Here is a 23479-nt window from a genome sequence, read left to right as displayed (position 1 = left end):
ATATTTAAAATAAAAAGGTTTAGAAATTTCTAAACCTTTTTTATTTTTGATGTTATAATGAGATAAGAATCAAGAGCCAAGATTTAGATGCCAGATATTAGATATCAGATTTCAGACAAGAGTGTAATTGTCTAAAACTATTAATTTTAATAACTAATAACTAATAACTAATAACTAATAACTAATAACTAATAACTAATAACTAATAACTAATAACTAATAACTAATAACTAATAACTAATAACTCATAACTCATAACTCAAATACTAGTCCGATTTCATCAAACTTCCTGAAGCCGTTCAAAAAGTCTTTGACATTCATTCTTTTCTTTCCTTCCAGCTGCAGTTCCAGAGGATAATAGAATCCGTCCTGCGTGTAGATTTTAAAGTCATTTTTTGAAATATCTGAACTCCCGACAGGTTTACTATGATGGGAAAGCTCAAATTTTCCACTGAATATTTTTAATCCTTTTTCTTCTTCTCCAATTTTTAAAGTAGTGAAAGCAGCCGGATAAGGCGACATTCCCAGAATAAACTGATGAACGGTTTTTGACGGCGCATTCCAGTTGATCTTAGTATCTTCTTTAAAAATTTTATAGGCATTTTTAGGATGTTCCACGTGAGGCTGAGGTTTCTCAATGATTGAGTTTTCGGCCAGCCCGTCCAATGTTTTTACCACCAGTTTTGAACCCATTTCCATTAGCCTGTCGTGAAGGCTTCCTGCATTTTCATTTTCCAGAACGGGAATTTCTTCCTGCAGGAGAATATTTCCTTCATCAATTTTTTCATTAATAAAGAATGTTGTGGCGCCTGTTTTTTCTTCACCGTTAATCACCGCATAGTTGATGGGTGCAGCCCCTCTGTAATCAGGAAGAAGGGAGGCATGAAGATTGAAAGTTCCCATGGCAGGCATTTCAAAAAGAACTTTCGGCATCATTCTGAAGGCAACCACTACAAAGACGTCGGCATTCAACTGTCTCAAGGATTCCAAAAACTCAGGATTTCGTAATTTCTCCGGTTGAAAAACAGGAATATGATGTTCTGAAGCATAGACTTTTACGGGAGACTGACTGATCTTTTGGCCACGGCCACTGGCTTTATCCGCAACCGTTACAACACCTACCACTTTATGATTAGACTGATGGATAGCCTCCAAAGAAGTTTTTGCAAATTCCGGAGTTCCTAAAAAAACAACTTTCAATGATTTCATACTGCAAAGATAAGGGTTTTGTTTGGGGGAGAGAGTTTTTTTGAGTGGGAGAGTTTTAGGGTTTGAGAGTTTGAAAATAAGGGGGATGAGTTATGAGTTATGAGTTATGAGTTGCTGGTTGGCAGTTGCAAGATTTTCTGTGAAAATATTTACTCTCTAAACTATTTGTCTGAAATCTGATATCTGGCATCTGACGTCTAAAATCTTTATCCGTTCATCATTTACTTGCGAAGCAAAATTCACCATTCACTTTTCACCCTTCATAATTACTCATTACCAATTACTCATCACTCATGATTCAGTGCATACGTTCTGAAATTCAGCATTTTTATTTTGCCCGAGTCCAGAAGGTAGATCAGGTTTTCCAGAATATTATTTTTTGAATGGTAATTGAGCTGTACGGAAAGTTCTTCGATGGTGGAAGGTTTTTTCGCCAGTAAATTGATGATCTGCTGGGAGATGTTTTTCCCGAAAATAGATTGTTTGTTCTTTTCACAGACGGAGCATTGGCCACAGTTTTTTGAATTCTTTTCCCCAAAATAAGCGAGGATAAGTTTCATTTTACAGTAATCATTATTTTCTATAAAAAACTTGATCTCTTCCCATTTCTGGATCTTGTTTTTCTGAATATGTTCAAAGAGTTTCCAGTAAGCCGAATTAATGGTTCGCTCATCCCGCGGTTTCAGAAACTTGATACTGGACAGGGCACCATCCACATATTCCAGATATTGTTTTTGCTGAAGTTCTTTCAGTCGCTCTTTAATTAGAGGAACACTGATTCCGATCTTGTTACTGACCTGCTGTTCGCTGAACATCACTTTATGCGTAGTAATCCCGGATATGGAACGCAGCAAAAGCTCAATAAAATAAGCATCTTTCTGTGGAAGCTGATCTATTTCTTCCGCATCGAAAAGAAGTTCGATTGAGGAGAGGCTTTTATTGTCGTTATGGTAAATGATTTCCTGATTGTGCAGGAAATTAAGGACATTGCTGATTTTGGCTTTGGAGAGCCTTGTGAAATTTTGTATCCCCTGAATATTTAACTGGAAAACTTTCTCCGGAAGTTCATATTCTGCCACCTGGAAAATGGAGTAGAGGTAGGTGATGATTTTTAAAAACTCAGCTTTGTTGGGAGTCTGATTTTTTAAAATTTCATCAAAATGAAGAAGTTCCTGTTTGTTCCACAAAAGAAATGCATAGCTGTCTTTTCCATCTCTTCCCGCTCTTCCGATTTCCTGATAATAATTCTCTAAAGACGGGGCAGGGGAATAGTGAATCACAAAACGGACATTGTCTTTATCAATTCCCATTCCGAAGGCATTGGTGGATATAAGGACTTGATTGTCACTGTTGTTCCAAAGCGACTGTCTGGCGTTTTTTTCTTTTGTGGTTAAACCCGCGTGAAAATAATCTACATTTTTAACCTGGTTTTTTTTGAGGAATTCTGCCAGCATTTCTGCATCCTTTCTGGTTCTTACGTAGACAATTCCCGAATCGTTATTATGTTTTAAGATGTCAAATACGCGCTGAAATTTATCGGAGACTTCATCCATAAAGATCCGTATATTTTCTCTTTTAAAACTTTTCTGAAAAATGGTAGGCTTTTTTAATTCCAGTTTGGTTTTAATTTCTTCCAGCACTTTCGGGGTTGCAGTAGCGGTCAGGGCCAGACATGGAATTTTTGGATGATTTTTCCTGAATTCTTTAATATTCTGGTAGCTCGGTCTGAAATCCTGGCCCCATTCGGAAATACAGTGGGCTTCATCTACTGCAATAAATGACAGTTGAATTTCTTCAATATTCTGCAGAAACTGTGTGTTGGTAAGTCTTTCCGGCGATACGTATAAAAGCTTGGTAAGTCCGTCTTTACAACGATCGTAGACGGCTTCTGCATCATATTCATCCAGCTCAGAAGAAAGGTATTCCGCTTCAATGCCACGTTGTTTTAACTGGCTTACCTGATCCTTCATCAGGGCCAGAAGGGGGGAGATCACCAGACAGGTTCCTTCCTTCATTAAAGCAGGAAGCTGGTAGCAGAGCGATTTTCCGGCACCCGTGGGAAGCAGGACCAGGCAGTCGTTTTCATTAATGACAGCATTAATAATCTCCTCCTGAGAATCTCTAAAACTGTCGTAACCCCAAAAATATTTGAGGGTATCATATTTTAATTTTTGGAAATCCTGCGCAGAAATCATGAGGTAAAAGTAGTAAAAGTATTACAACAAAAAAAGCCGTGCACTGCACGGCTTTCGAATATATTAGCTGTATATTATTTTGCTTCGAAGTATACTCTTCTGTTGGCTCTGTTTTTCCATTCAGGACATTTAGTAGCCGGCTCACACTCAGGATATTTAAGGTCTTTTTCACCTTTTCCTACCGCGTTGATTTTTCCAGACTGAACTCCGTTTTTGATCAGATAATTTTTAACGTTATTTGCTCTTCTTTCAGAAAGTTTCTGGTTGTATGCATCTGTACCTCTTGTATCCGTAGCACCAATTACGCTATAAGAACCTGTTGAAGAGTTGATATAGTTCACGGCATTGTTAAGGATAGGAGTGTTTGATGGTAAAATTCTATCAGAATTCAGATCAAACTCAATGCCTTCAAGTTTTGTTTCAGTTTCTACCACAGGTCCTGCAGTAGTGGTAGGGCATCCGTTGTTTTCAACAGGTCCCGGAACTGTTACACACTTATCGTAAAGGTCAATTACTCCGTCAAGGTCAGTATCAAGAGCTACACCGGCACCATCCACTCTTGCACCTGCAGGAGTATCAAGCTGTCTGTCCCAATCGTCACAAACTCCGTCGTTATCAGCATCTCCTTTTTTACATACCTCAATATCCTGGTTTTTGTTAGCCAGAACATCAAGTTTGTAATAGATTTCCTGAAGCGGGTCATGCCACATTAAGTGAGACTCGTGTTTTCCTAATTTTAGTGAAATACCTAAAGTAGCATTGAAGAAGTTATCAGATACCTGCTCTTCACGTCTGTTGATTACACTGTATTTGTCCCCGCCTCCGTCGAATTCATCATCACCGGTTACTACATACATTAATCTACCTTCAAGGTCAATTCTGTTGTTGATTTTATACTTTAAACCAGCACCAGCCTGCATAAACATAGATCCAAGTTTGAATGGCTTAACCTCAGTCATCAGCTTTTGTCCTTTAATGTCTTTCTGGTACGCTCTGTATGCTATGGTACCAATACCTGCATACCCGTGAAGTGCCCATCTGTAAGGAGAATGGTTGTCTACTCTTCTTAAAAGATTCGAGAAGTTGATATCTCCCAATAAAGAGATTGCATCATACTGTGTTCTTGCACCTACAGCTTTTGCATCCGGAGCAGCATCTTTTGTATTGAACCACCCCTGTCTTGTTTCACCTCTGTCGTACTGTAATTTCAAACCGAATGCGTGGGTAATCGCTTTATCAATACTTACATACGCAGAGTATCCGAAAAGGTTTTTACCGTTACCGTTCTTAATAGAGGTCAAATCAGAGGATTGCATCAATGGAACTCCGGCACCTGCTGAGATAGACCAGTCGTTAAATCTTTTTGATTGATTGGTAAACGGGGAAACATTGGCAGAACCGGAAGAAAATGTGTTCGGGTATTCTCCATTTGAAACTGCCGTTGAGTCTTGTGCATAGCTTACAGCTGGTATTGCCATCGCTAATGCTACAATTGCTAAACTTAATTTCATAGTGTTATTTTTTTAAGTTAATTTAAATGATTTTATTTCTGAAGTGATTTATTCCTAATGTTTTTATTTAAACAGCCTAAATGTACATAATTGCTTAAGTAGATTTGATCTGAAAAATAATATAAAGGTAGGTAAAATATTCGGTAGTAGAAAAAAATAACCGAAAAGAATTGAACTTTTCGGTTAATATTGATGTAAGAAATTTTATTATTTCTTCTTCTTCTTTTTAATCGGCTTCTTCGCAGGAGCATCTTCAAAATCTTTCTTTTTGATAGAATCCCAGTCTGAACTTTCTATAAAACGCACCGTAACTTTTCTGTCGGCCAGTCTTTCAGCATCAGAGGCTGTTGCAGGAACTACAGCTTCTGCGGAACCTACCCCTTTGGATTTTAAGACATTCTGGTTAACCCCTCTGCTTTCCAAAGCGGCTACTACAGCAGCGGCTCTTTCTTGTGACAGCTTTAGGTTATAGGCAGCATTTCCTTTAATATCAGTATGCCCCGTTAACAGGTAATTACCTCCTTTATCATTAATGATTTTTGCAGCAAGGTCTAATTTATCATTAGATTCAGGTCTGATGGTTGCTTTGTTGAAATTGAAGTATATATCCTTAAGATTTTGTTCTATTTCAACAGCCGTTTGATTGTTGTCAACTTTTTTTACTACCGGACATCCGTTGTTTTCAACAGGTCCAGGAACTGTTACACATTTATCGTAAAGGTCAATTACTCCGTCAAGATCAGTATCAAGAGCTACACCGGCACCGTCCACTCTTGCACCTGCAGGAGTATCAAGCTGTCTGTCCCAATCGTCACAGATGGCATCCTTATCAAGATCTCCTCTTTTGCATACCTCAATATCCTGGTTTTTGTTAGCCAGAACATCAAGTTTGTAATAGATTTCCTGAAGCGGGTCGTGCCACATTAAATGAGACTCGTGTTTTCCTAATTTTAGTGAAATACCTAAAGTAGCATTGAAGAAGTTATCAGATACCTGCTCTTCACGTCTGTTGACTGCGCTGTATTTGTCACCGCCTCCGTCGAATTCATCATCACCGGTTACTACATACATTAATCTACCTTCAAGGTCAATTCTGTTGTTGATTTTGTATTTCACCCCTGTACCAGCCTGCATAAACATGGATCCCAGCTTGAATGGCTCAACTTCTGTCATCAATTGTTGTCCTTTGCTGGTTTTCTGATACGCTCTGTATGCTATGGTACCAATACCTGCATACCCGTGAATAGCCCATCTGTAAGGAGAGTGGTTGTCTACTCTTCTCAAAAGATTTGAGAAGTTGATATCTCCTAATAAAGAGATGGCATCATACTGGGTTCTTGCACCTACAGCTTTTGCATCCGGGGCAGCATCTTTGGTATTGAACCATCCCTGTCTAGTTTCACCTCTGTCATACTGTAATTTCAAACCGAATGCATGAGTGATCGCCTTATCAATACTCACATAAGCAGAGTATCCGAAAAGGTTCTTACCGTTTCCGTTCTTAATAGAGGTCAGGTCGGAAGACTGCATTAAGGGTACACCAGCACCCGCTGATACAGACCAGTCATTAAATCTTTTTGATTTGTTCGTAAATGGGGAAACATTGGCAGAACCGGAAGAAAACGTATTCGGGTATTCTCCTGTGGAAACTGCTGTTGAATCCTGTGCATAGCCAGCAAAGGGAATTGCCATTGCTAATGCAGCAGCAGCTAAATTTAATTTCATCATGTATTTATGTATTAAAAAATTTTTTTTCTTTTATCAAAGAAAGCAGTCTTTCAACTGCTTTCTTATTTGTGTGTATTATTTAGTAGGACATCCGTTGTTTTCAACAGGCCCGGGAACAGTTACGCATTTGTCATATAAATCGATAACACCATCAAGGTCCATATCCAAAGCAACACCGGCACCATCTACTCTTGCGCCTGCAGGAGTATCAAGCTGTCTGTCCCAATCATCGCATACTCCGTCATTATCAGCGTCACCTTTTTCACATACTACAAGATCCTGAGATGCATTTTCCAGAACACTGGTTCTGTAGTAAGCTTCCTGAAGTGGATCATGCCATGCTAAGTGAGATTCATGTTTTCCTAGCTTGAAGGTAAGTCCTAAATTTACGGTCCATGCATTATCTGATCTGGAATCACTGATCATGTTGTATTTGGAACCTGCAGTAGTAGGATCGTAGTCGTTGGCTTCAGCCCATCCGCCTCCATCAAATTCATCATCACCGGAGATTACATACATGGTTCTGGCCTCGATGTCGATAAGCTTGGAAACTTTGTATTTCAATCCTATACCGAACTGATAAAATAGAGAGTTGATGTCGAAATCCTGTTTAATAAATAAAGGAACTCTTTTAGGGGCTTCGCTCCATCTGTACTCATTAGCATCATGAAGTGAGGTGTCATATCCCTGGAACCCAAGACCTGCATATCCGTGGAACGCCCATCTGTAAGGAGAATGGTTGTCTACTCTTCTCAAAAGGTTGGAAAAGTTAACATCTCCCATTAAAGCAACCTGGTTATACTTGGTTGTTGCTGTAGCAACGCCCCCGGCAACTCCTGCAGCTCCATCCAGTTTTCCTTTCTGTTTCGTTTCTCCTCTCTGATAGATAAGGCTCAGTCCAAAGACATGAGAAATCTGCTTATCAATACTTACATAAGCATTGTACCCCCAGTTTACTTTTTTGTCATAAAAAGACGTAAGATCAGAATGCGCCATGAATGCAGCACCTCCTCCAACGGAGATAGACCAGTCATTAAAACGTCTGGCTTTGTTGTCAAAACGCTGAACATTAGCGGAACCTGAAGAGAAAGTATTAGGATAATCAGCAGAAGAGCTTACTGAGATACTGTCCTGTGCGTAAGTCGCGATAGGCAGTGCGGCCAATAATAATAAACCTAATTTCATATATGTTTTATGTTTTATTTAGATAAAATCTTTCAATAATATTCTAGAAAATTCCCTTTCAAACAGATGTTTTTGATGAGGTATTTCTAATCTTTCTGATTTAAAAATCAAATTGTTATACTTAATGATGTCAATATCTATTATTCTGTCGCTATAACCCCCTGATGCTTTTGAATCATCAATTCTTCCCATCTCAATTTCTATATTTTTAATAAAATCAAGCAGTTGAACTGGAGAAAGATGCGTGAATATTACTGATGCAATATTACAAAAAATATTAGAACTGACAAATTCTACAGGGTCTGTTAACAAAAAATCGCTGGTTTGTGATATTTCGTTTCCGCCATCCCTTATTTTCTGCAGGGCAAGCTCTAAATTTTTTTTTTGATCTCCGAGGTTACTTCCTAGTAACAAAACGACCCTATGCTGCGACATATTGAAAAATTGATTGATTTATGAGAAGTTTCTTTAAAAATGTATTGGCAAATATAGTGGCAATTGTCCTATTATGTGCGGTATTTTTCGTCTTTTTCATTATGATGATGGTGTTCAGTTCCATGGGGAATGATAAATCCGTTTCTGTGAAAAAGAACTCTGTTCTGACGATTAATTTAAAAACTAATATATTGGACAGCCCTACTGAAGAAGAAGGGGGACTGTTCAACATCGGCGACAAAAATAAAAGTGTTCTTCTATATGATGTACTGGAAGCTATTAAAAAAGCCAAGACTGATGATAATATAAAAGGAATCAGTATTGAAGCAGATGACCTGCATGCCGGGATGACCCAGATTGATGATATCAGGAATGCGATTGAAGATTTTAAAAAGAGCGGAAAATTTGTTTATGCTTACGGAAATGCGGTTTCGCAGTCTGCTTATTATTTGGGATCAGTGGCGGATCAGTATTATCTTAATCCGTCAGGAATGATAGAATTAAAAGGTCTGGCTACCGAAGTGGCATTTTTTAAAGATTTTGCAGATAAATATGGCATCGGCATAGAAGTGATCAGACATGGAAAGTTCAAATCTGCCGTAGAGCCGTTTTTAAGAAATGATATTTCTCCGGAAAATAAAGAGCAGCTCAGCACTCTTTTAAATGATATCTGGAAAAATACATCTACCAAAATGGCAGTGTCTAGAAAAATTGATACGGCACAGTTCAGAACGGTTGTAGACAGTTTATATGGAATGATTCCTGAATTGGGATTAAAATATAAACTGGCCGACAAACTGATCCAGAAAACAGAATACGATCAGATGATCAAGTCTAAGCTGAGCCTTAAAGAAAAAGAAAAACTGAATAAAGTTTCATTAGCCGGTTATATCAGCTCATACGAAGGAGAGGACCAGGCGGGAGAGAAAGTGGCTATATTATATGCTTCAGGTGGAATTAATAATGGAGATGGGTATAACGAGATCTATTCCGAGAAGTACATCAAATACATCAAGGATCTTCAGAATGATGATAAAGTGAAGGCTGTTGTTTTCAGAATCAATTCTCCGGGAGGAAGTGCCAATGCTTCAGATGAAATTTTATTTGAGTTGCAGCAGCTGAAAAAGAAAAAGCCTCTGGTGGTTTCTTTTGGCGACTATGCCGCTTCAGGAGGATATTATATTGCGATGGCTGCAGATAAGATCTATTCAGAGCCTAATACACTTACTGGTTCCATCGGCGTTTTCGGAGTGATTCCTTATTATAAAGATATTGCCAATAAAAACGGAATCCGTTCAGATATTGTGGCTACCAATGCAAATTCCCAGTATTATTCTGCTTTAAACGGGGTTACACCTTACGGGGTCAATCTGATTACAAGAAGTGTGGAGGGAACATATAAAAGATTTGTACATTTTGTAACCCAGAACAGAAAGCAGACTTTCGAGCAGATCGATAGTGTAGGAGGGGGAAGAGTATGGAGTGGAGTTCGTGCCAAGCAGATTGGTCTTGTAGACGAATTGGGTACATTGAATGACGCTGTAAAATTTGCCGCTCAGAAAGCAGGTTTAAAATCTTACCATGTGTCCTCTTATCCGAAGAGAATGACACCATTTGAACAGATCTTTAAAGATCTTAATGAAGAAGATGTTTCAGCAAGGATCATTAAAAATAAAATAGGAAAAGCCAACTATGAGATCCTTCAGCAGATCACCAATGAAAAGCTGCAGTCTGAAGTGAAGATGGAAATGCCTTACCAGATTAAAATCAACTAAACTAAATTATATTGTACAGAAAATCCCGGATCTGAATTTCAGATCCGGGATTTTATTTTTTTATTAAAACTGTACGTTTAACTTTTCTTTGTGGCCATTCCGTAAATCCAGAGAACAATCAAAGCGCCTCCAATAGCCAGAATCCAGCTTCTTGGATTCCAGAATGAAGTAACGTCTCCCCAGTGAAGGATGTACACTCCAATAGCACCTCCAACGAATGCTCCAATGATTCCCAGAATAATAGTGATCAGCCAGCCGCCTCCCTGGTTACCGGGCATAATCATTTTTGCGATGGCTCCAGCCAGCAGTCCGAATATAATCCATGTTAAAATTCCCATAGTTGCAAATTTTTTAAGTGTTAATATTTATTGTTGTTTTGCTAAGTTAAGGGAAAACATGATATAAATCATCTTTTCTTGAAAAATGAGTCAACAAATTCCGTACCATTGAAAAGCTGAAGGTCCTGCATTTTTTCACCTACACCAATATATTTTACAGGAATCTGAAACTGATCTGATATACCGATCACTACTCCTCCTTTGGCTGTTCCGTCAAGCTTTGTCACGGCCAGGGCATTCACTTCCGTGGCTGCGGTAAACTGTTTTGCCTGCTCAAATGCATTTTGTCCTGTGGAACCGTCAAGAACCAGAAGGATCTCGTGAGGGGCATCAGGAATCACTTTCTGCATTACTCTTTTGATCTTGGAAAGCTCGTTCATCAGGTTAATCTTATTATGAAGTCTTCCCGCTGTGTCAATGATCACTACATCTGCATTTTGGGCTACAGCGCTCTGTACCGTATCGAAAGCTACAGAAGCAGGATCGGAACCCATTTCCTGCTTTACAATCGGAACGCCTACTCTTTCGCTCCAGATGGTCAGCTGGTCTACTGCCGCTGCTCTGAAGGTATCTCCTGCTCCAAGGACTACTTTTTTTCCTTCAGATTTAAACTGGTGAGCCAGTTTACCGATCGTGGTTGTTTTTCCCACACCGTTTACACCCACTACCATGATGACGTAAGGCTTTTTGGTTGTGTCAATATTTCCTGTACCTGCGTGAGGGTTTTCAAGAAGCAGGCCTGAAATTTCTTCCCGCAGAATATTGTCAAGTTCCCCTACGCCCACATATTTATCACGGGCTACACGTTCTTCAATCCTTTCTATGATTTTGATGGTTGTAGATGCGCCTACATCAGAAGCAATCAGAATTTCTTCAAGATTATCCAGTACTTCATCATCTACTTTACTTTTACCGACTACGGCCTTCGTCATTTTTTCAAAGAAACCCTGGCTGGATTTTTCCAGGCCTTTGTCTAATGTTTCTTTTTCTTCTTTTTTGAAAATATTTTTAAACCAACTCATAGTTTATTCTTATTTATTTTTTATAACTGCCGTGGCTTCTACTTCTATAAGCACATCATCTCTGAAGAGGCGGCTTACTTCCACAAGGCTGCTCACAGGAGGGTTTTCAAGGTTGATGTATAAGTCACGTATTTTTCTGAAATCCGGTGTTTTGGATATATCCGTAATAAAGATTCCCAGTTTTATAATGTCTTTTCCTGTAGCTCCATATTCTTTCAGGATACTTTCAATGTTTTTAAAAACCTGCTCCGTCTGTTTTTCAACGTCGTTTCCTACAAGATGGCCGGCTTTATCCAGCGGTACCTGTCCGGACAGAAAAATCATTTTAGACGATCCACAGTCAACACTTGTTGATTGTGAAAGCCCTTTGATGGTAAAAACCTCAGCTGAGTTTTTGTATTCTGCCTGACTCATCTTTTTCTGACTGAATGAAAATAGAAAAAATACGGTAAAAACCAGGATCAAAATCTTTTTCATCTGCAGGATATTTAATTGATTAGTAATCTGGTGAACAAAGATAACAAAAAAACTACCCAAAATATAAGCGGTTCGTTTTATATTGCATCTAAAGAACAGATGATTTTTAATACTTGTCCTGCTTTTTCAGCAACCGAAATTTATATACCCGGTTATCAGAGTTCTACTTCTTCACCTAACCTTGCGATATTGAAGCCTCGTTCTAAAACCTGTCTGCTCTGTTCACTGTCTGGTTGCAGTAGCTTATTGGTGTGGTTGAAATGAATAAAGAAGATTTTTTTTCTTTCTTTTTGAGGTAAATTTTTAAAAGCTTCCATGCTTTCTGTAATGAAAGGGTGGGGGATGTCTGCCAGATTTCGGTTTCCTACTTCTTCTGCATCATAAAAGGTACCGTCAAGAAAAGCATAATCCACGTTTTTGATAAAATCTGTAATATTGTGTTTCCACTTATTCCATTTGTCGATGTCCGGAATAAAGAGCGCTTTTTTGTGCGGACCTTTAATGAGATAGCCAACCGTTTCTGAGTATTCATCACGGTGTGGTACCTGTACCGGAGTTACTTCCAGGTTTGTACTGAGTTGTACGGGGGCTTCATTCTGCATTTCCCGGAGCGAAATATTATTAAGTTTTACTAATTGAGACCAGGGGCCGTTGTTTTCAAAAAATGCTTTGAGTTCTGGCATAGTGTATACCGGAACATTTTTAGAATTCATTCCTTCTTTTCCTAAATACATAAGCCCTGTATAATGGCCAATGTGAGCATGGGTAATAAAGATCCCATCAGGAGCGGTCTTTTTCGGGGTACCTGCATGTTCATGCAGCAACTGAACCTGTTGGGTGAAGTCCGGAGTAGCATCGAAAATATAGGTTTTCTGTAAATCATAATCCGTTACGCCTATGGAAGCTACTTTTCTATCCTGCTGAGGATGTTTCCAGAGATCTGCACAGCATGCCTTTTGACAGCCGATCTGTGGTGAGCCCGCATCCTGCACGTTTCCCAATACAATAAGTTTTACTCCCTTTGCAGACCTGTGTTTATTCTGAACAGTTTGTGATGGGCAGATCTGGCAGGCAATACCGAGCAACAGAATGAATAACTGCTTCATTTTTTGCGATTTTAGGAAACTAATATATGCAAAAAAACTACCCAAAATATGAGTAGTTTTTTATATTGTAAATAAAGCGGGGATTATTTCTTCAAATAACCGTCTACTTCGTCTGCATTCATTACTTTTTCTTCGAAAACGTAAGCACCTGACTTAGATGACTTAACCATTTTCACAACTTTAGTCATTTTTTTTGACTGACCACTTTGTAGGGTTGCTACTACTTTCTTTGCCATGGTAAATTATATTTTATAAATTACTTGATTTCTTTGTGAACTGTTACTTTCTTAAGAACAGGATTGAATTTTTTCAATTCCAATCTCTCAGTAGTGTTCTTTTTATTTTTAGTAGAAATGTATCTTGACATTCCTGGCATTCCGCTTTCCTTGTGCTCTGTACATTCAAGAATTACTTGAACTCTGTTTCCTTTTTTTGCCATGATTTATTAATTCTTTTTAATCAATCCGTTTCTAGTAGCTCTTTCAATAGCTTCTTCGATTCCAATCTTGTTAATCACTCTCAATCCATGAGCTGATACTTTCAGTGTTACGTGCTTATCTTGCTCCGGAAGGTAAAACTTCTTCTCTAATAAGTTAATTTCAAAACGACGCTTCGTTTTGTTATTAGCGTGAGAAACGTTGTTACCAACCATTGCACGCTTTCCTGTTATTTGGCAAATTCTTGACATATCTCGATGTTCTTATTTGTATAATATTTGAGAGTGCAAAATAACGAAGAATTTTTTAGATAGACAAATCTTTTGGAAAATATTTGAAAATAACTGGCTGATTAATAATCATGATTTTTAAAATAAAAGAAATCCCGGAATAGGCTCAGGCAAGTGGCTGATATATTTCATGTACCGTTTATTTGAAAAGCAAATCTGAATAGACTACCTTTGTTTTTAATTAATCTAAATAAAAATAATATGAAGAGGATCTGTATTCTTTTATCTATGCTTCCTGTAGGTCTGATGGCTCAGGATTACACAGAAGTTCAAACCGGGATGAAAAATTTTTATTACGCATCGGCACACGCAGCCGATATGGATAAGGACGGGAAGCCGGATGTGGTGATCAACGGAGCTATCGATTCTGACGGTGACGGTAACGTGGACACTTCTTTTAATGAAGTATATAAAAATAACGGAACTTCACTGGTGCCTTATGCCGATCTGGGAGTTAATGCTACCCATCTTGGAGACATAAAATTCATGGATTTTGATAATGATGGTCTTCTGGATATTATCTCTACAGGATTAAGCTATAATGATATTGTAAACTATAAACACTACAGATTCCGCAATACCGGAACAGGTTTTACAAAACAGGCTGAACTTGCCGGAAAAATCTACGGATCCCTTGAAAGTTTTGATTTTAATAATGATGGTAAGATTGATTATGCCATTAATGGAACGCAGTATGTAGATGGGGTTGGGTTTGTTAACAATATCGATTTTTACAGAAATACCGGAACTGCTTTTGAAATCTCTGACGGATGGCAGCCGGGAACACAAAACGGCAGTTTCAAAATGATAGATCTTAATAATGACAATCTTTTGGATCTTGTTATTTTAGGAAATGCCCAGGATGATATTCCGGTTTGTAAGGTATATCTGAACCAATCGGGGACATTGACACTTTCGCAGGATCTTACGGCCCTGACAAGTGGAAAAATGGATGTTGCAGATTTTAATGCGGATGGCTACCAGGATGTTGTGATCTCCGGGCAGGACAGTAATTATACCGGGTATCTGGCAGTTCTGATGAACGACGGAACCGGAAGCCTGACCGAACAAAGAATCAATATTCCGGAAATTGCAGATTCGTCGGTAAGCACCGGTGATGTCAATAATGACGGATACTATGATTTTATCGTATCCGGAAATGATGAAGATATGAATGCGGTTGTAAAAACCTTCTTATATAATCCTTCAACTCAGAATTTTACTGAAAATATACCTACAGGTCTGCATACTTTAGGAGGGCCGGGTTTTGTGAATCTACTTGACTTTGACAATGACCACCGTCTGGATGTTTTATTGGCCGGATTTGATTGGGCAGATCCGGGCATGCCTTCACTTACCAAAATTTTCAAAAATACTTCTACGGAAGTTAATCTGAAACCTGTACCTCCTGCAGTCCTTAATCTCACAAAAACCGGAAACCGTTTTAAATTTTCATGGAGCGGCGCTTCGGATGATAAAACCCCGGTGAACGCACTTCAGTACGAAATTAAAGTAGGGTCCGCACCCGGTTTGGCTGATATCGCAAAATATACCGTAACAACGCCTTCATGGTTTCTGGATCTGGATCCTTCTGTTCAGAATGTATACTGGAGTGTAAGATCCATAGATGCTTCAAAAGTATTTTCCGATGCTTCCGTTCAGAATACATTAGGAACAAGAGATGTAAAAGTTAACACAGGAATTTCGATTTATCCGAACCCGGCCTCTGAAAAAGTATTTATCAAGGGCGAAAAGGTTTTAGAAGCTGAAATTTATGCGATGGACGGTAAAAAGCTGAATGCCGTTTTAAATAATGACCAATCAATCAATGTGACTCATCTTCCGAAAGGAGTTTATCTGCTAAAACTGAAAACTAAAAACGAAATAACCACTCAGAAACTGATGATTAAATAAATTGAATCGTTCTATTAGTTAAAGAAAAGCCAGTGTCCAGCTGGCTTTTTCGTTTTTTATTGTGATGTTTTTTTTAAAGGCTAAGGAAGCTAAGGAGGCAAATGGGCGAAAAGGCGAATTTGCAAATGGGCTGAAAAGACTTTTATGTTAAAAAAAAATATGCCACAGATTTTCACGGATGTTTGTGGGATTATTAATATAAAATCTTTGATTTTTTCTAAAGCTTATGTGTACTTCTACGCATTCTACTATTAAACTTCAAAATAACTTAAGTGTTAAAACTTTTGTGACGTTTTTGTGGTTAAATTTTTCCCGCAGATCGCACTGATTTTCACAGATGATGGTGGTTATTTGTGAAAATCATTGGTGTTATTTGTGTTTAATGAGCATCTATGCCTTTTTAATCCTATGTCTGAATTTTTCAATCAGGAAGTAAAATAATAAAAATCCTAAAGCAAAAATAGAAAACCTCGATAAAAGATCACCGGCTCTTGTATAGAAGGTCATGGTTTCATACAGGTTTACTTTTGCAAACAGGGTTGTTTTATCTCCATAGAATGTATCGCTTTCTATTTCCCCTTTGGCGTTGATGTGGGCAGATATACCACTGTTGGCGGCTCGGGCAATTTCCCTTCTGGTCTCAATAGCCCTCAGTTTTGCGTAAGACAAAAGCTGTTTGTGGCCTTCCGTAACACCCCACCATGAATCATTGGTCACGATTCCTAAGAAATTGGCCCCTTTTTTCACGTAATCCGTTGTGAATTCGCCATAAATGCTTTCATAGCAGATGACAGGTGCCATTCTGCCTTTGTTGTAAGGGTTTGAAAATGATTTTCTTTCCTTATCTGTTCCCAGGGAAGCGACAGTTCCGCCGAGATTAATCATGGCATCACCCAGAAGAGGTTTTAAAACACTCATATAAGGGAAGATCTCAACACCAGGCACCAGCTTTCCTTTGTGATAAACCTGAACCTTCTGCTCCGGGGCAAGCTGAATGGCTGTGTTGTAGCTTTCAACCCAGAGGTCGGGATTGATCTGATAGGCTTCTTTAGGAATGCTTTCCTGGGTTTTATAAAAACGGTGCGAAGAAATTCCGGTAGCAAAAACAGATCCGGGATGTTGGGCTAAAAAGCTTTTGATATTGTTTAAAAGAAGACTCTTTTCGAAAGCGGTTTCAGAGATCGATCCTCTTCCGGGAAGTGCTGTTTCCGGGGCAATATAATAATCGATTTTTCCTTTTGAGTTGCTTTCGGCTAAAGCCAGCAGGTCATTTTCAATGGTCAGGCTGTCTTTTGAATACTTTTCAGCATAAGGATCAAGATCAGGCTGCAGCATCAGTACATTAACCTGTCCGGATGGCTTTTCATCAAAGTTATTGTATTTAACCAGTGAAATAATCATAGGAAGGACAATTAAAGCTGCAACCATAGAAATATTTCTGATCAGGTCTTTTCGTTTTCTTCCTGCTTCCCATGTCCTTATGGTATAGAAAATTAAAACATTGATGACTAAGATCCAGAAGCTTCCGCCGGTGGCTCCCAATGTATCATACCACTGTATTAGTTTAGGATAATCTGAAAATACGTTTCCTAAATTCAGCCACGGCCATGTAAGCTCCCAGTTCAGGTGGAATTTTTCAAAACTCATCCAGATGGCGATCAGGAATCCCAGTCCCCAATAGGTTCCCTGTGCATTTTTATACCAATGATAGCATTGGAAAACAAGCGAATATAAAAAGGAATTCACAAGGACCGGAAAGACCACGGCCATCATGGAGTGGCTTCCATCAGGGTTTTTAGAACCGTACAGCCAGCCTGTGGTGACGATATTCCAGATAATGAAACAAAGATAGGAAAGCCCGAAGACCATCCAGCTTTTTCTTTTGTATGATGAAAATTTTGATATGCCGTGCTCCATCATCAACAAAGGAACAAGAGCAATGAATATAAAAAACGGAACACCATAGGTAGGCCACGAAACAGACAGCAGCATTGCTGAAATGAGCGTAAGTAAAACGTATTTCATTAAATTAATTTAACACACAAATTTAATGTTTTTGAATTGAATAAATTTGTACGGGATGTTAAAGAAATTTTATAAAATTACTATTGTACCGTATACGTTGTTTTTGCTTTACCTCATGTTTTTAGGAATGGGCAGGTTTCAGTATGAAGATCATCAGATCACCATAAAGCCCGTTTTTTCCACACTGGAGTTTATTCATAACAGTATTGACCCGAGGTCTATTATCATTATTGTTTTGGGAAATATCATTATGTTTATGCCATTCGGGTTTCTGGGCTGGATTTTCCATCGGCTGGAAGATCTGAAAACACTGCTTTATTCCTTTGTTTCTACCATTATTATCATTGAAGCACTTCAATATTTTACCAGAATGGGCATATTTGAGGTGGATGATATTATTTTAAATACCTTCGGGGTTTATCTCGGATGGCTCCTCCGTCGCTTGATTGAAAGGAGGTTTAGCCGTTTAATTCTTTAGCACGCTTTTCGGCGTTGAGAATTCCGCTTTTCAGAATTTCTTTAAAACTTTTGTCTTCAAATGTTTTTAAGGCAGCTTCAGTAGTTCCGCCTTTGGAAGCTACGTCTTTAATAAGCTCTTCAAGGCTTTTGTCAGAATTATTGATCAGGTGATAGGCACCCAGCATGGTCTGTTTCACGAAAAGTTGGGAAAGGTTCTCTTCAATACCCATGTCTACCCCGGCTTTGATCATGGCATCGATGATGTAATAGAAATATGCCGGTCCGCTTCCTGAAAGTGCCGTAACACCGTCCAGCAGATTTTCGTCTTCTAGGTAAACGGATCTTCCGGTGCTGTTCAGTAATCTTTCAACATTGATCAGCTGGCTGAAAGAAATGCCGTTTGCTGCGGTATACCCCGTAATTCCCATTCCCAGAAGGGTAGGAGAGTTCGGCATGGCCCTTACCACGAGAGGATGGTTTAGTAGTTTCTGGATTTTTTCGATTTTAATTCCGGCCATAATGGAAAGTACCATCTGGTTTTCTTGTAATGTAAATTGAAAATTCTGGGCTACATGTTGAAAATCCTGAGGTTTTACGGCAACAATAATAAGATCGGCATCCAGGTTTTTGGTTTCTTCAAAAGTGGAAATCTTAGATTTTGGAAAATCTTCGGCGATTTTTGAAATTTTAGCCTGGCTTCGGGTGATCAGGTGGAGGTGTTCCGGCTTGATCAGCTCATATTTTAAAAATGATTTTGAGAAAGAAAGTCCCATATTGCCGGCTCCGAGAATAGCTATTTTCATATCTGTGTTCTTTGTTTATAGGTGTTTTTATTTCAGATATTTTCTGAAAACTTTAGAATAGTTGTCATTGAAATTAATAAGATCTATATTTTTAAAAGAAATCTTTTTGGGGTTTTTATTAATTCTGCCTGCCGGGTCGTAGTTGCTTATGAGGACCGATTTACTGGTGACTTCTAAAATTTCACCAATTGAAAATAAGAATTTTTTATTTTTTGAACTTTCAACGATGCAGTGGAAATTCTGTTTTTTGATAGATTTAAAAAGAGCTTCTGCGTTGTCTAAATTCGTTTTATCAATAATATCCTGATTAAATTGAATCAGCTTTTCACTTACATAAATGGCCTTGGAAACCTTGTCATACATATTGTTCCGGATACCTCGGATTCTGTGGTAGGGAACAATTTTAGTTCCTGCCAACGAGAAATCATTCGACTCTTCAATCATTAGAAATTCATCGGAAAACTTGACAATAAAACCATAAATCGCAGAATCATCATTAAGAGTAACTTTCACAAAATCAATATTCCGGATATGCTTTTGAATTAGTTTTTTAAATTCCTTTTCTGAGTACTTTTTAGCCATAATCCCAATATTTTCAGCTAAAATAAAACTATTTAACCAAATAAGAACGGAATACAGTTTAAATCTACTCAGTCGGAAATTCCGGCCGTCTCATTTTAAATTTTGTTCCCGAAAGAGATTCAAGGAAAGAAACGAGAGCTTTGGTTTCTTCTTTCGTTAAGTTCAGAGGTTTTAATAAGGGATCAGTTACAGGGTGCATGGGGTCCAGTTTCTTTTTCTCGGGGGTAGGATCCAGCTGGTGCATTCCGCTGTTGTAAATATTCACAACTCCTTCAAGATCATTGAACAGCCCGTTGTGCATCCAAGGTTGTGTAAGCATCAGATCTCTTAATTGCGGGGTTCTGAATTTACCCACATCTTCAGTTTTTTTTGTAATCTCATACAATCCCAGATCCTGGTATTTCTTTTTATAATAGGTAAGCCCGATATTGTGGAAAGATTCGTCAGTAAGGTATTGTCCGTTATGACAGTTCATGCAGCGGGCTTTTGTACGGAAAATGTGCATGCCGTAAATTTCTTCGTCTGATAAAGCATTGTATTTTCCTTCCAGAAACCTGTCGAAGCGGCTGGGCTGGCTTTTTATGGTTTTCTGAAAATCAGCAATGGCTTTTACAATTCTGTCGTAAGTTACCTGGTCTGTTCCGTATGCTTTTTTGAAAAGCTCTGTGTAGCCTTTTACAGCCTGTATTTTTGCAGGTAAGGTTTTTACATCCATTGCCATTTCATGGTGTGCCCCAAGAGGACCTGCTGCCTGCTCTTCAAGGGTTTTGGCCCTTCCGTCCCAGAAAAACGACTGGCGTTCTGCAATATTATAAAGAGAGATAGAATTTCTGTTTCCTAAAAGATGGTCACTTCCTAAAGCAACACGTCTCCGGTCTGACCAGCCCATTTCCGGATCGTGGCATGAGCTGCAGGAAACCTGGCTTGATTTGGATAATTTCGGATCGAAAAAAAGCATTTTACCTAAAATAACATTAGGTTTATCCTGCTCGGTAAAAAAAGCGGTATCATTTTTAATTGGGGCAAATTCTTTCCATTGCACTCCATAATCTATATCAGGTTTTGGCCAGTCTGCAATTGCTTTCTTGTAGCTTTTTACAATATCTTCAATACCGGGATCCTGAATATTCGAAAGATCCTGATTGACTTTGGCGGTAAAACTCCACAATACCAATAAAACTAATCCTAAAACCCAATATAAACCTCTTTTCATCACTTAAAATGTTATTCCTATACTTCCTCCTGCAAAATTATTGTTTTTTTCCTGAATTTTTTGTGATTGGTATTGTGCACTTACAAAGAATGCCGGCAATTTATCCAATTTAAAATCATATCGTACAGATGCTCCGAATATGGTGATATCACTTGCCTGGAAATTGAAATCCTGAAGAATCCATGCATTTACTCCGGCGTTTGGTGTAGTCGCCAGTGCATTGATGGATTTATTTACGCTTCTTGTAGAAAAATAAGGCTGAAAGGTTATTAGCTGACGCTCGTTGATCTGCTGTTTTACATCTGCATTAATCCCGAAATAAGAGTACACAAATTTTTGTCCGGCATCCGGGAATACTCTTCTTTCTTTGATTTCTTCACGACCAAAAAAAGGAACTGCCGTAACTGAAAAATTGTCTTTAGTGTACTGATAGAAGCCCTTTATAGTAGTTTCGTAATTTTCCCGGCGGAAGGATTCTCTTTTAAAAATTTGGGTTAAAGCTACGGTATTCAGAGAATAACCATATTCGGAACCGGTATTTCTCAAGGCTCTGTAATTCACTAGTAAACCTAACCTGTGTTTTTCATGAATGGTGAAGAATTTGGCTCCTTCTATTTCAAAGTTTTCATTCTTCAGATCAGAAATATCAAAGAAATTATTGGAACCGTCATTATAGCTTTTCAGATTGTTACCTGTTCCTGCGGACGCCTGAAGGTAAAAATCCTGTCCTCCGTTTCCGGAAATCTGTATTCCTCCCTTGTAAGTAAATTCTTCAAATGTGTTTTTGGGTGATGTTCCTCCATTGAAGAGATAGTTGGAAAAACCGAAGCCTGACATCTGATAAACATAAGGTCTTCCCAATAAACTCTGGAAGTTTACTGAATTGTTCTGGATGTATTTATTCAATTCACCGAAAATACCTATTTCGTATGCTCTGAAAATTTTATAGTTCAGTCCGGCATTGATCTTCAGATCAGAAGTTGTACTTTTCATTCTCGGATCTCTTGAACGGTAACCAAGCTGTGCGGCATAACTTACCTGTCCGGCAAGGGTCCAGCGGTTCATCTTTTGGAGATAGCCACCGGCAAACTGATAGCGTTCAAGGTTTAATTTTCCTCCTACGGAATCTGCTGTGATGTAAGGTGCAATACGGTCGTAATCTAAAGTTTCATTCCATTTCACGGAATTGATTTTTAAATTCTGATAGCTTGCATTTCCCCAGACAAAGCGGTTGGGTTTCAGCTTTTGAAAAGATTTTGCTTCTACAGTTAAGCCTTTGCTGCCGCTTCCTAATTGCTGCCTGTAATTTTTTTCATTGTTATCATGATATCCGGCACTGAATTCCGAGAAGGAAACAGAACTATAATCCGACATTGATGCCGGATTATAGTAAAAATTATTTTTAAAATTTCTTTCTGTGCTGTATTGATTATTCAGGGTTTTAAAAAGACTCAGACTGTCCTGAGCTTTTACCGTTAATGAAAACCCGATCAACAGGAATAAGAAAGATCCTTTTGTATATCGCATAATTAGGTAATCTGACTTTAGTGTACAATACCGTTTTTAAGACTTGGCTCAGAGTCTTTGGTAAAGTCATTGGATGAATTGTTGGTATCCATATAAAGATTTTTACCATTTTCCATTTGTCCTGCTACTTTACGTCTTACCGACTTTCCGAAGCGGGTTGGGTCCTTATCTATTGTTCCTACCGACGTCCATCCTCCGTCAATACTGGCTGAAGTAAGAACATGTACGAACTTTGTTGAAATACTGTTGTTCACACCGTCTATTATCCAGGAGTTTGGAATAGCATAAGCGCTTTTTGCAGTAACTCCTCCTGCGCTGTTCTGGTAAGTATAATCATACTTGAAATTTGTAAGGAATGTATTCTCATCTTCTCCTGCAGGAAAACGTGCGATAATATAACTTTCAAATCCGCGGTCATGAAGGAAGAACATATTGAAGTTCATCTGTGTATAAATAATCTTTGCATTCGGTACAGAAGGGTTGTCTACCTGCCCCAAAGTAGGGTTTACAGATGGGAATTCAAAATTGGCATTATGCAGGTCATATGCAGTACTTGTATTAGCTGTATGGTTGATGGCATTATCCGCAATAACGATAAAATCGCCCGGCTGCACAGGGTATTGGGTTCCTGTTCCCGGTAAAACCATTACTGCTTTTACAGCAAATGAAAGGTTTTTGCTATATGGAGTAGGGTTTTTATCATCCGTAGTGAGAAATTCCGACTGTCCCAGAATAAGTTTGTCAGCATACAATACTTTTTTGGTGTTGTTGGTTAATTTGAAGTAACGGCTTGAATTGTAGTTTTTACCATCAGTGGTTTTTACGCCTGTAAAGAATACTTCTTCAATGATAAAATCCTCATGGAATTTTTTCAATATTAACGGAATCTCAAGATTAGTGATTATTGTTGAAATATCAGTCTGTGCAGATGCACCTACGCCAATTTCATCATTGCTGGAAATTACAACACCGTTTACCGTAATTTTATAGGAACCGTAAGGAACCTCAAAAGTATGGATGTTTTTGTTTTGTATGGTTTGCTTAATGATTGCTCCGGTGTTCACTTCTTTCAGTTCCACATCAAGGGTTTTGTAAGAAGAAATATTATCTCCCGAAAAAGACAAGGTTAAAGCTCCTTTCTGGGCAGTGGTTACTCCGAAATCATCATCGCTGGAGCAAGAAGTTACCGTAAATGTAGCGGTCATCATTGCAGCTAAACTTAATAGTAAAACTCTTTTTTTCATGTTG

At 38.5% G+C, this 23479-nt stretch carries 22 protein-coding genes; 3 read left to right on the top strand and 19 right to left on the bottom strand.

The genetic code is table 11. The annotated features are described in order from the left end of the window. Positions 1 to 252 precede the first annotated feature (252 nt). From fmt to folK, 6 genes are all read right to left on the bottom strand, one after another. Positions 253 to 1209 carry a methionyl-tRNA formyltransferase gene (fmt, locus tag B7E04_RS21175; protein ID WP_080780497.1) on the bottom strand — a complete coding sequence of 319 codons (957 nt, stop codon included), beginning with the start codon at positions 1207 to 1209 and terminating at the stop codon, positions 253 to 255. Positions 1210 to 1496: 287 nt separating this feature from the next. Beyond that, the gene (locus tag B7E04_RS21170; RefSeq protein WP_080780496.1) at positions 1497 to 3404 is read right to left on the bottom strand and encodes a RecQ family ATP-dependent DNA helicase; all 1908 of its coding nucleotides are present in this window, start codon (positions 3402 to 3404) and stop codon (positions 1497 to 1499) included. 74 nt (positions 3405 to 3478) lie between these two features. Continuing rightward, positions 3479 to 4915, bottom strand: a complete 1437-nt coding sequence (locus tag B7E04_RS21165; protein ID WP_080780495.1) for an OmpA family protein — start codon at positions 4913 to 4915, stop codon at positions 3479 to 3481. A gap of 207 nt (positions 4916 to 5122) precedes the next feature. Further along, positions 5123 to 6640 carry an OmpA family protein gene (locus tag B7E04_RS21160; protein ID WP_080780765.1) on the bottom strand — a complete coding sequence of 506 codons (1518 nt, stop codon included), beginning with the start codon at positions 6638 to 6640 and terminating at the stop codon, positions 5123 to 5125. A 78-nt stretch (positions 6641 to 6718) separates the two neighbouring features. Beyond that, a complete protein-coding gene (locus B7E04_RS21155) occupies positions 6719 to 7828 on the bottom strand; it encodes a flagellar motor protein MotB (protein ID WP_080780494.1) in 1110 nt (369 codons plus the stop codon). Between the two features lie 18 nt (positions 7829 to 7846). After that, positions 7847 to 8263 carry a 2-amino-4-hydroxy-6-hydroxymethyldihydropteridine diphosphokinase gene (gene folK / locus B7E04_RS21150; RefSeq protein ID WP_080780493.1) on the bottom strand — a complete coding sequence of 139 codons (417 nt, stop codon included), beginning with the start codon at positions 8261 to 8263 and terminating at the stop codon, positions 7847 to 7849. Positions 8264 to 8283: 20 nt separating this feature from the next. On the opposite strand from folK, the gene sppA reads away from it, so the two are divergent. After that, entirely contained in the window at positions 8284 to 10038 is a 1755-nt protein-coding gene (gene sppA, locus B7E04_RS21145) for a signal peptide peptidase SppA (protein ID WP_080780492.1), read from the top strand. Between the two features lie 77 nt (positions 10039 to 10115). On the opposite strand, the gene B7E04_RS21140 is transcribed toward sppA, so the two are convergent. The 7 genes from B7E04_RS21140 to rpmB form a co-directional block, all read right to left on the bottom strand. Next, positions 10116 to 10376 carry a GlsB/YeaQ/YmgE family stress response membrane protein gene (locus tag B7E04_RS21140; protein WP_062649728.1) on the bottom strand — a complete coding sequence of 87 codons (261 nt, stop codon included), beginning with the start codon at positions 10374 to 10376 and terminating at the stop codon, positions 10116 to 10118. Between the two features lie 68 nt (positions 10377 to 10444). Further along, on the bottom strand, positions 10445 to 11398 hold the full coding sequence (gene ftsY, locus B7E04_RS21135; protein WP_080780491.1) for a signal recognition particle-docking protein FtsY: 954 nt from the start codon (positions 11396 to 11398) through the stop codon (positions 10445 to 10447). Between the two features lie 9 nt (positions 11399 to 11407). Continuing rightward, on the bottom strand, positions 11408 to 11875 hold the full coding sequence (locus B7E04_RS21130) for a RidA family protein (protein ID WP_080780490.1): 468 nt from the start codon (positions 11873 to 11875) through the stop codon (positions 11408 to 11410). Between the two features lie 155 nt (positions 11876 to 12030). Then, a complete protein-coding gene (locus tag B7E04_RS21125; RefSeq protein WP_080780489.1) occupies positions 12031 to 12981 on the bottom strand; it encodes an MBL fold metallo-hydrolase in 951 nt (316 codons plus the stop codon). A gap of 83 nt (positions 12982 to 13064) precedes the next feature. Beyond that, positions 13065 to 13217 carry a DUF4295 domain-containing protein gene (locus B7E04_RS21120; RefSeq protein WP_002976755.1) on the bottom strand — a complete coding sequence of 51 codons (153 nt, stop codon included), beginning with the start codon at positions 13215 to 13217 and terminating at the stop codon, positions 13065 to 13067. 20 nt (positions 13218 to 13237) lie between these two features. Continuing rightward, a complete protein-coding gene (rpmG, locus tag B7E04_RS21115; protein WP_062649719.1) occupies positions 13238 to 13420 on the bottom strand; it encodes a 50S ribosomal protein L33 in 183 nt (60 codons plus the stop codon). A gap of 6 nt (positions 13421 to 13426) precedes the next feature. Further along, a complete protein-coding gene (rpmB, locus tag B7E04_RS21110) occupies positions 13427 to 13669 on the bottom strand; it encodes a 50S ribosomal protein L28 (RefSeq protein WP_002976757.1) in 243 nt (80 codons plus the stop codon). Between the two features lie 240 nt (positions 13670 to 13909). On the opposite strand from rpmB, the gene B7E04_RS21105 reads away from it, so the two are divergent. Continuing rightward, positions 13910 to 15622, top strand: a complete 1713-nt coding sequence (locus B7E04_RS21105) for a T9SS type A sorting domain-containing protein (protein ID WP_228440015.1) — start codon at positions 13910 to 13912, stop codon at positions 15620 to 15622. A gap of 390 nt (positions 15623 to 16012) precedes the next feature. Here the strand turns inward: B7E04_RS21105 and lnt are convergent, their stop codons facing one another. Next, positions 16013 to 17647: an apolipoprotein N-acyltransferase gene (gene lnt, locus B7E04_RS21100; RefSeq protein ID WP_080780488.1), complete on the bottom strand. Its 1635-nt coding sequence runs from the start codon at positions 17645 to 17647 to the stop codon at positions 16013 to 16015. 55 nt (positions 17648 to 17702) lie between these two features. Between lnt and B7E04_RS21095 the strand changes: the two genes are divergently transcribed. Next, on the top strand, positions 17703 to 18125 hold the full coding sequence (locus B7E04_RS21095; protein ID WP_080780487.1) for a VanZ family protein: 423 nt from the start codon (positions 17703 to 17705) through the stop codon (positions 18123 to 18125). Here the strand turns inward: B7E04_RS21095 and proC are convergent. The 5 genes from proC to B7E04_RS21070 all read right to left on the bottom strand — a co-directional run bounded on the left by proC (position 18106) and on the right by B7E04_RS21070 (position 23475). Continuing rightward, the gene (gene proC / locus B7E04_RS21090) at positions 18106 to 18909 is read right to left on the bottom strand and encodes a pyrroline-5-carboxylate reductase (RefSeq protein ID WP_080780486.1); all 804 of its coding nucleotides are present in this window, start codon (positions 18907 to 18909) and stop codon (positions 18106 to 18108) included. The genes B7E04_RS21095 and proC overlap by 20 nt on opposite strands. A gap of 27 nt (positions 18910 to 18936) precedes the next feature. Further along, complete coding sequence (locus B7E04_RS21085; protein WP_080780485.1) at positions 18937 to 19491, bottom strand: hypothetical protein; 555 nt, start codon at positions 19489 to 19491, stop codon at positions 18937 to 18939. Between the two features lie 64 nt (positions 19492 to 19555). Beyond that, positions 19556 to 20704 carry a cytochrome-c peroxidase gene (locus tag B7E04_RS21080; protein WP_080780484.1) on the bottom strand — a complete coding sequence of 383 codons (1149 nt, stop codon included), beginning with the start codon at positions 20702 to 20704 and terminating at the stop codon, positions 19556 to 19558. A gap of 3 nt (positions 20705 to 20707) precedes the next feature. Continuing rightward, complete coding sequence (locus B7E04_RS21075) at positions 20708 to 22231, bottom strand: DUF6850 family outer membrane beta-barrel protein (RefSeq protein WP_080780483.1); 1524 nt, start codon at positions 22229 to 22231, stop codon at positions 20708 to 20710. A 17-nt stretch (positions 22232 to 22248) separates the two neighbouring features. Further along, positions 22249 to 23475 carry a DUF4876 domain-containing protein gene (locus B7E04_RS21070; protein WP_080780482.1) on the bottom strand — a complete coding sequence of 409 codons (1227 nt, stop codon included), beginning with the start codon at positions 23473 to 23475 and terminating at the stop codon, positions 22249 to 22251. Positions 23476 to 23479 lie beyond the last annotated feature (4 nt).

This window comes from Chryseobacterium phocaeense, from assembly GCF_900169075.1.
In the GTDB taxonomy this organism is placed as follows: domain Bacteria; phylum Bacteroidota; class Bacteroidia; order Flavobacteriales; family Weeksellaceae; genus Chryseobacterium; species Chryseobacterium phocaeense.
This window is presented reverse-complemented; position numbering and strand designations above follow the sequence as displayed.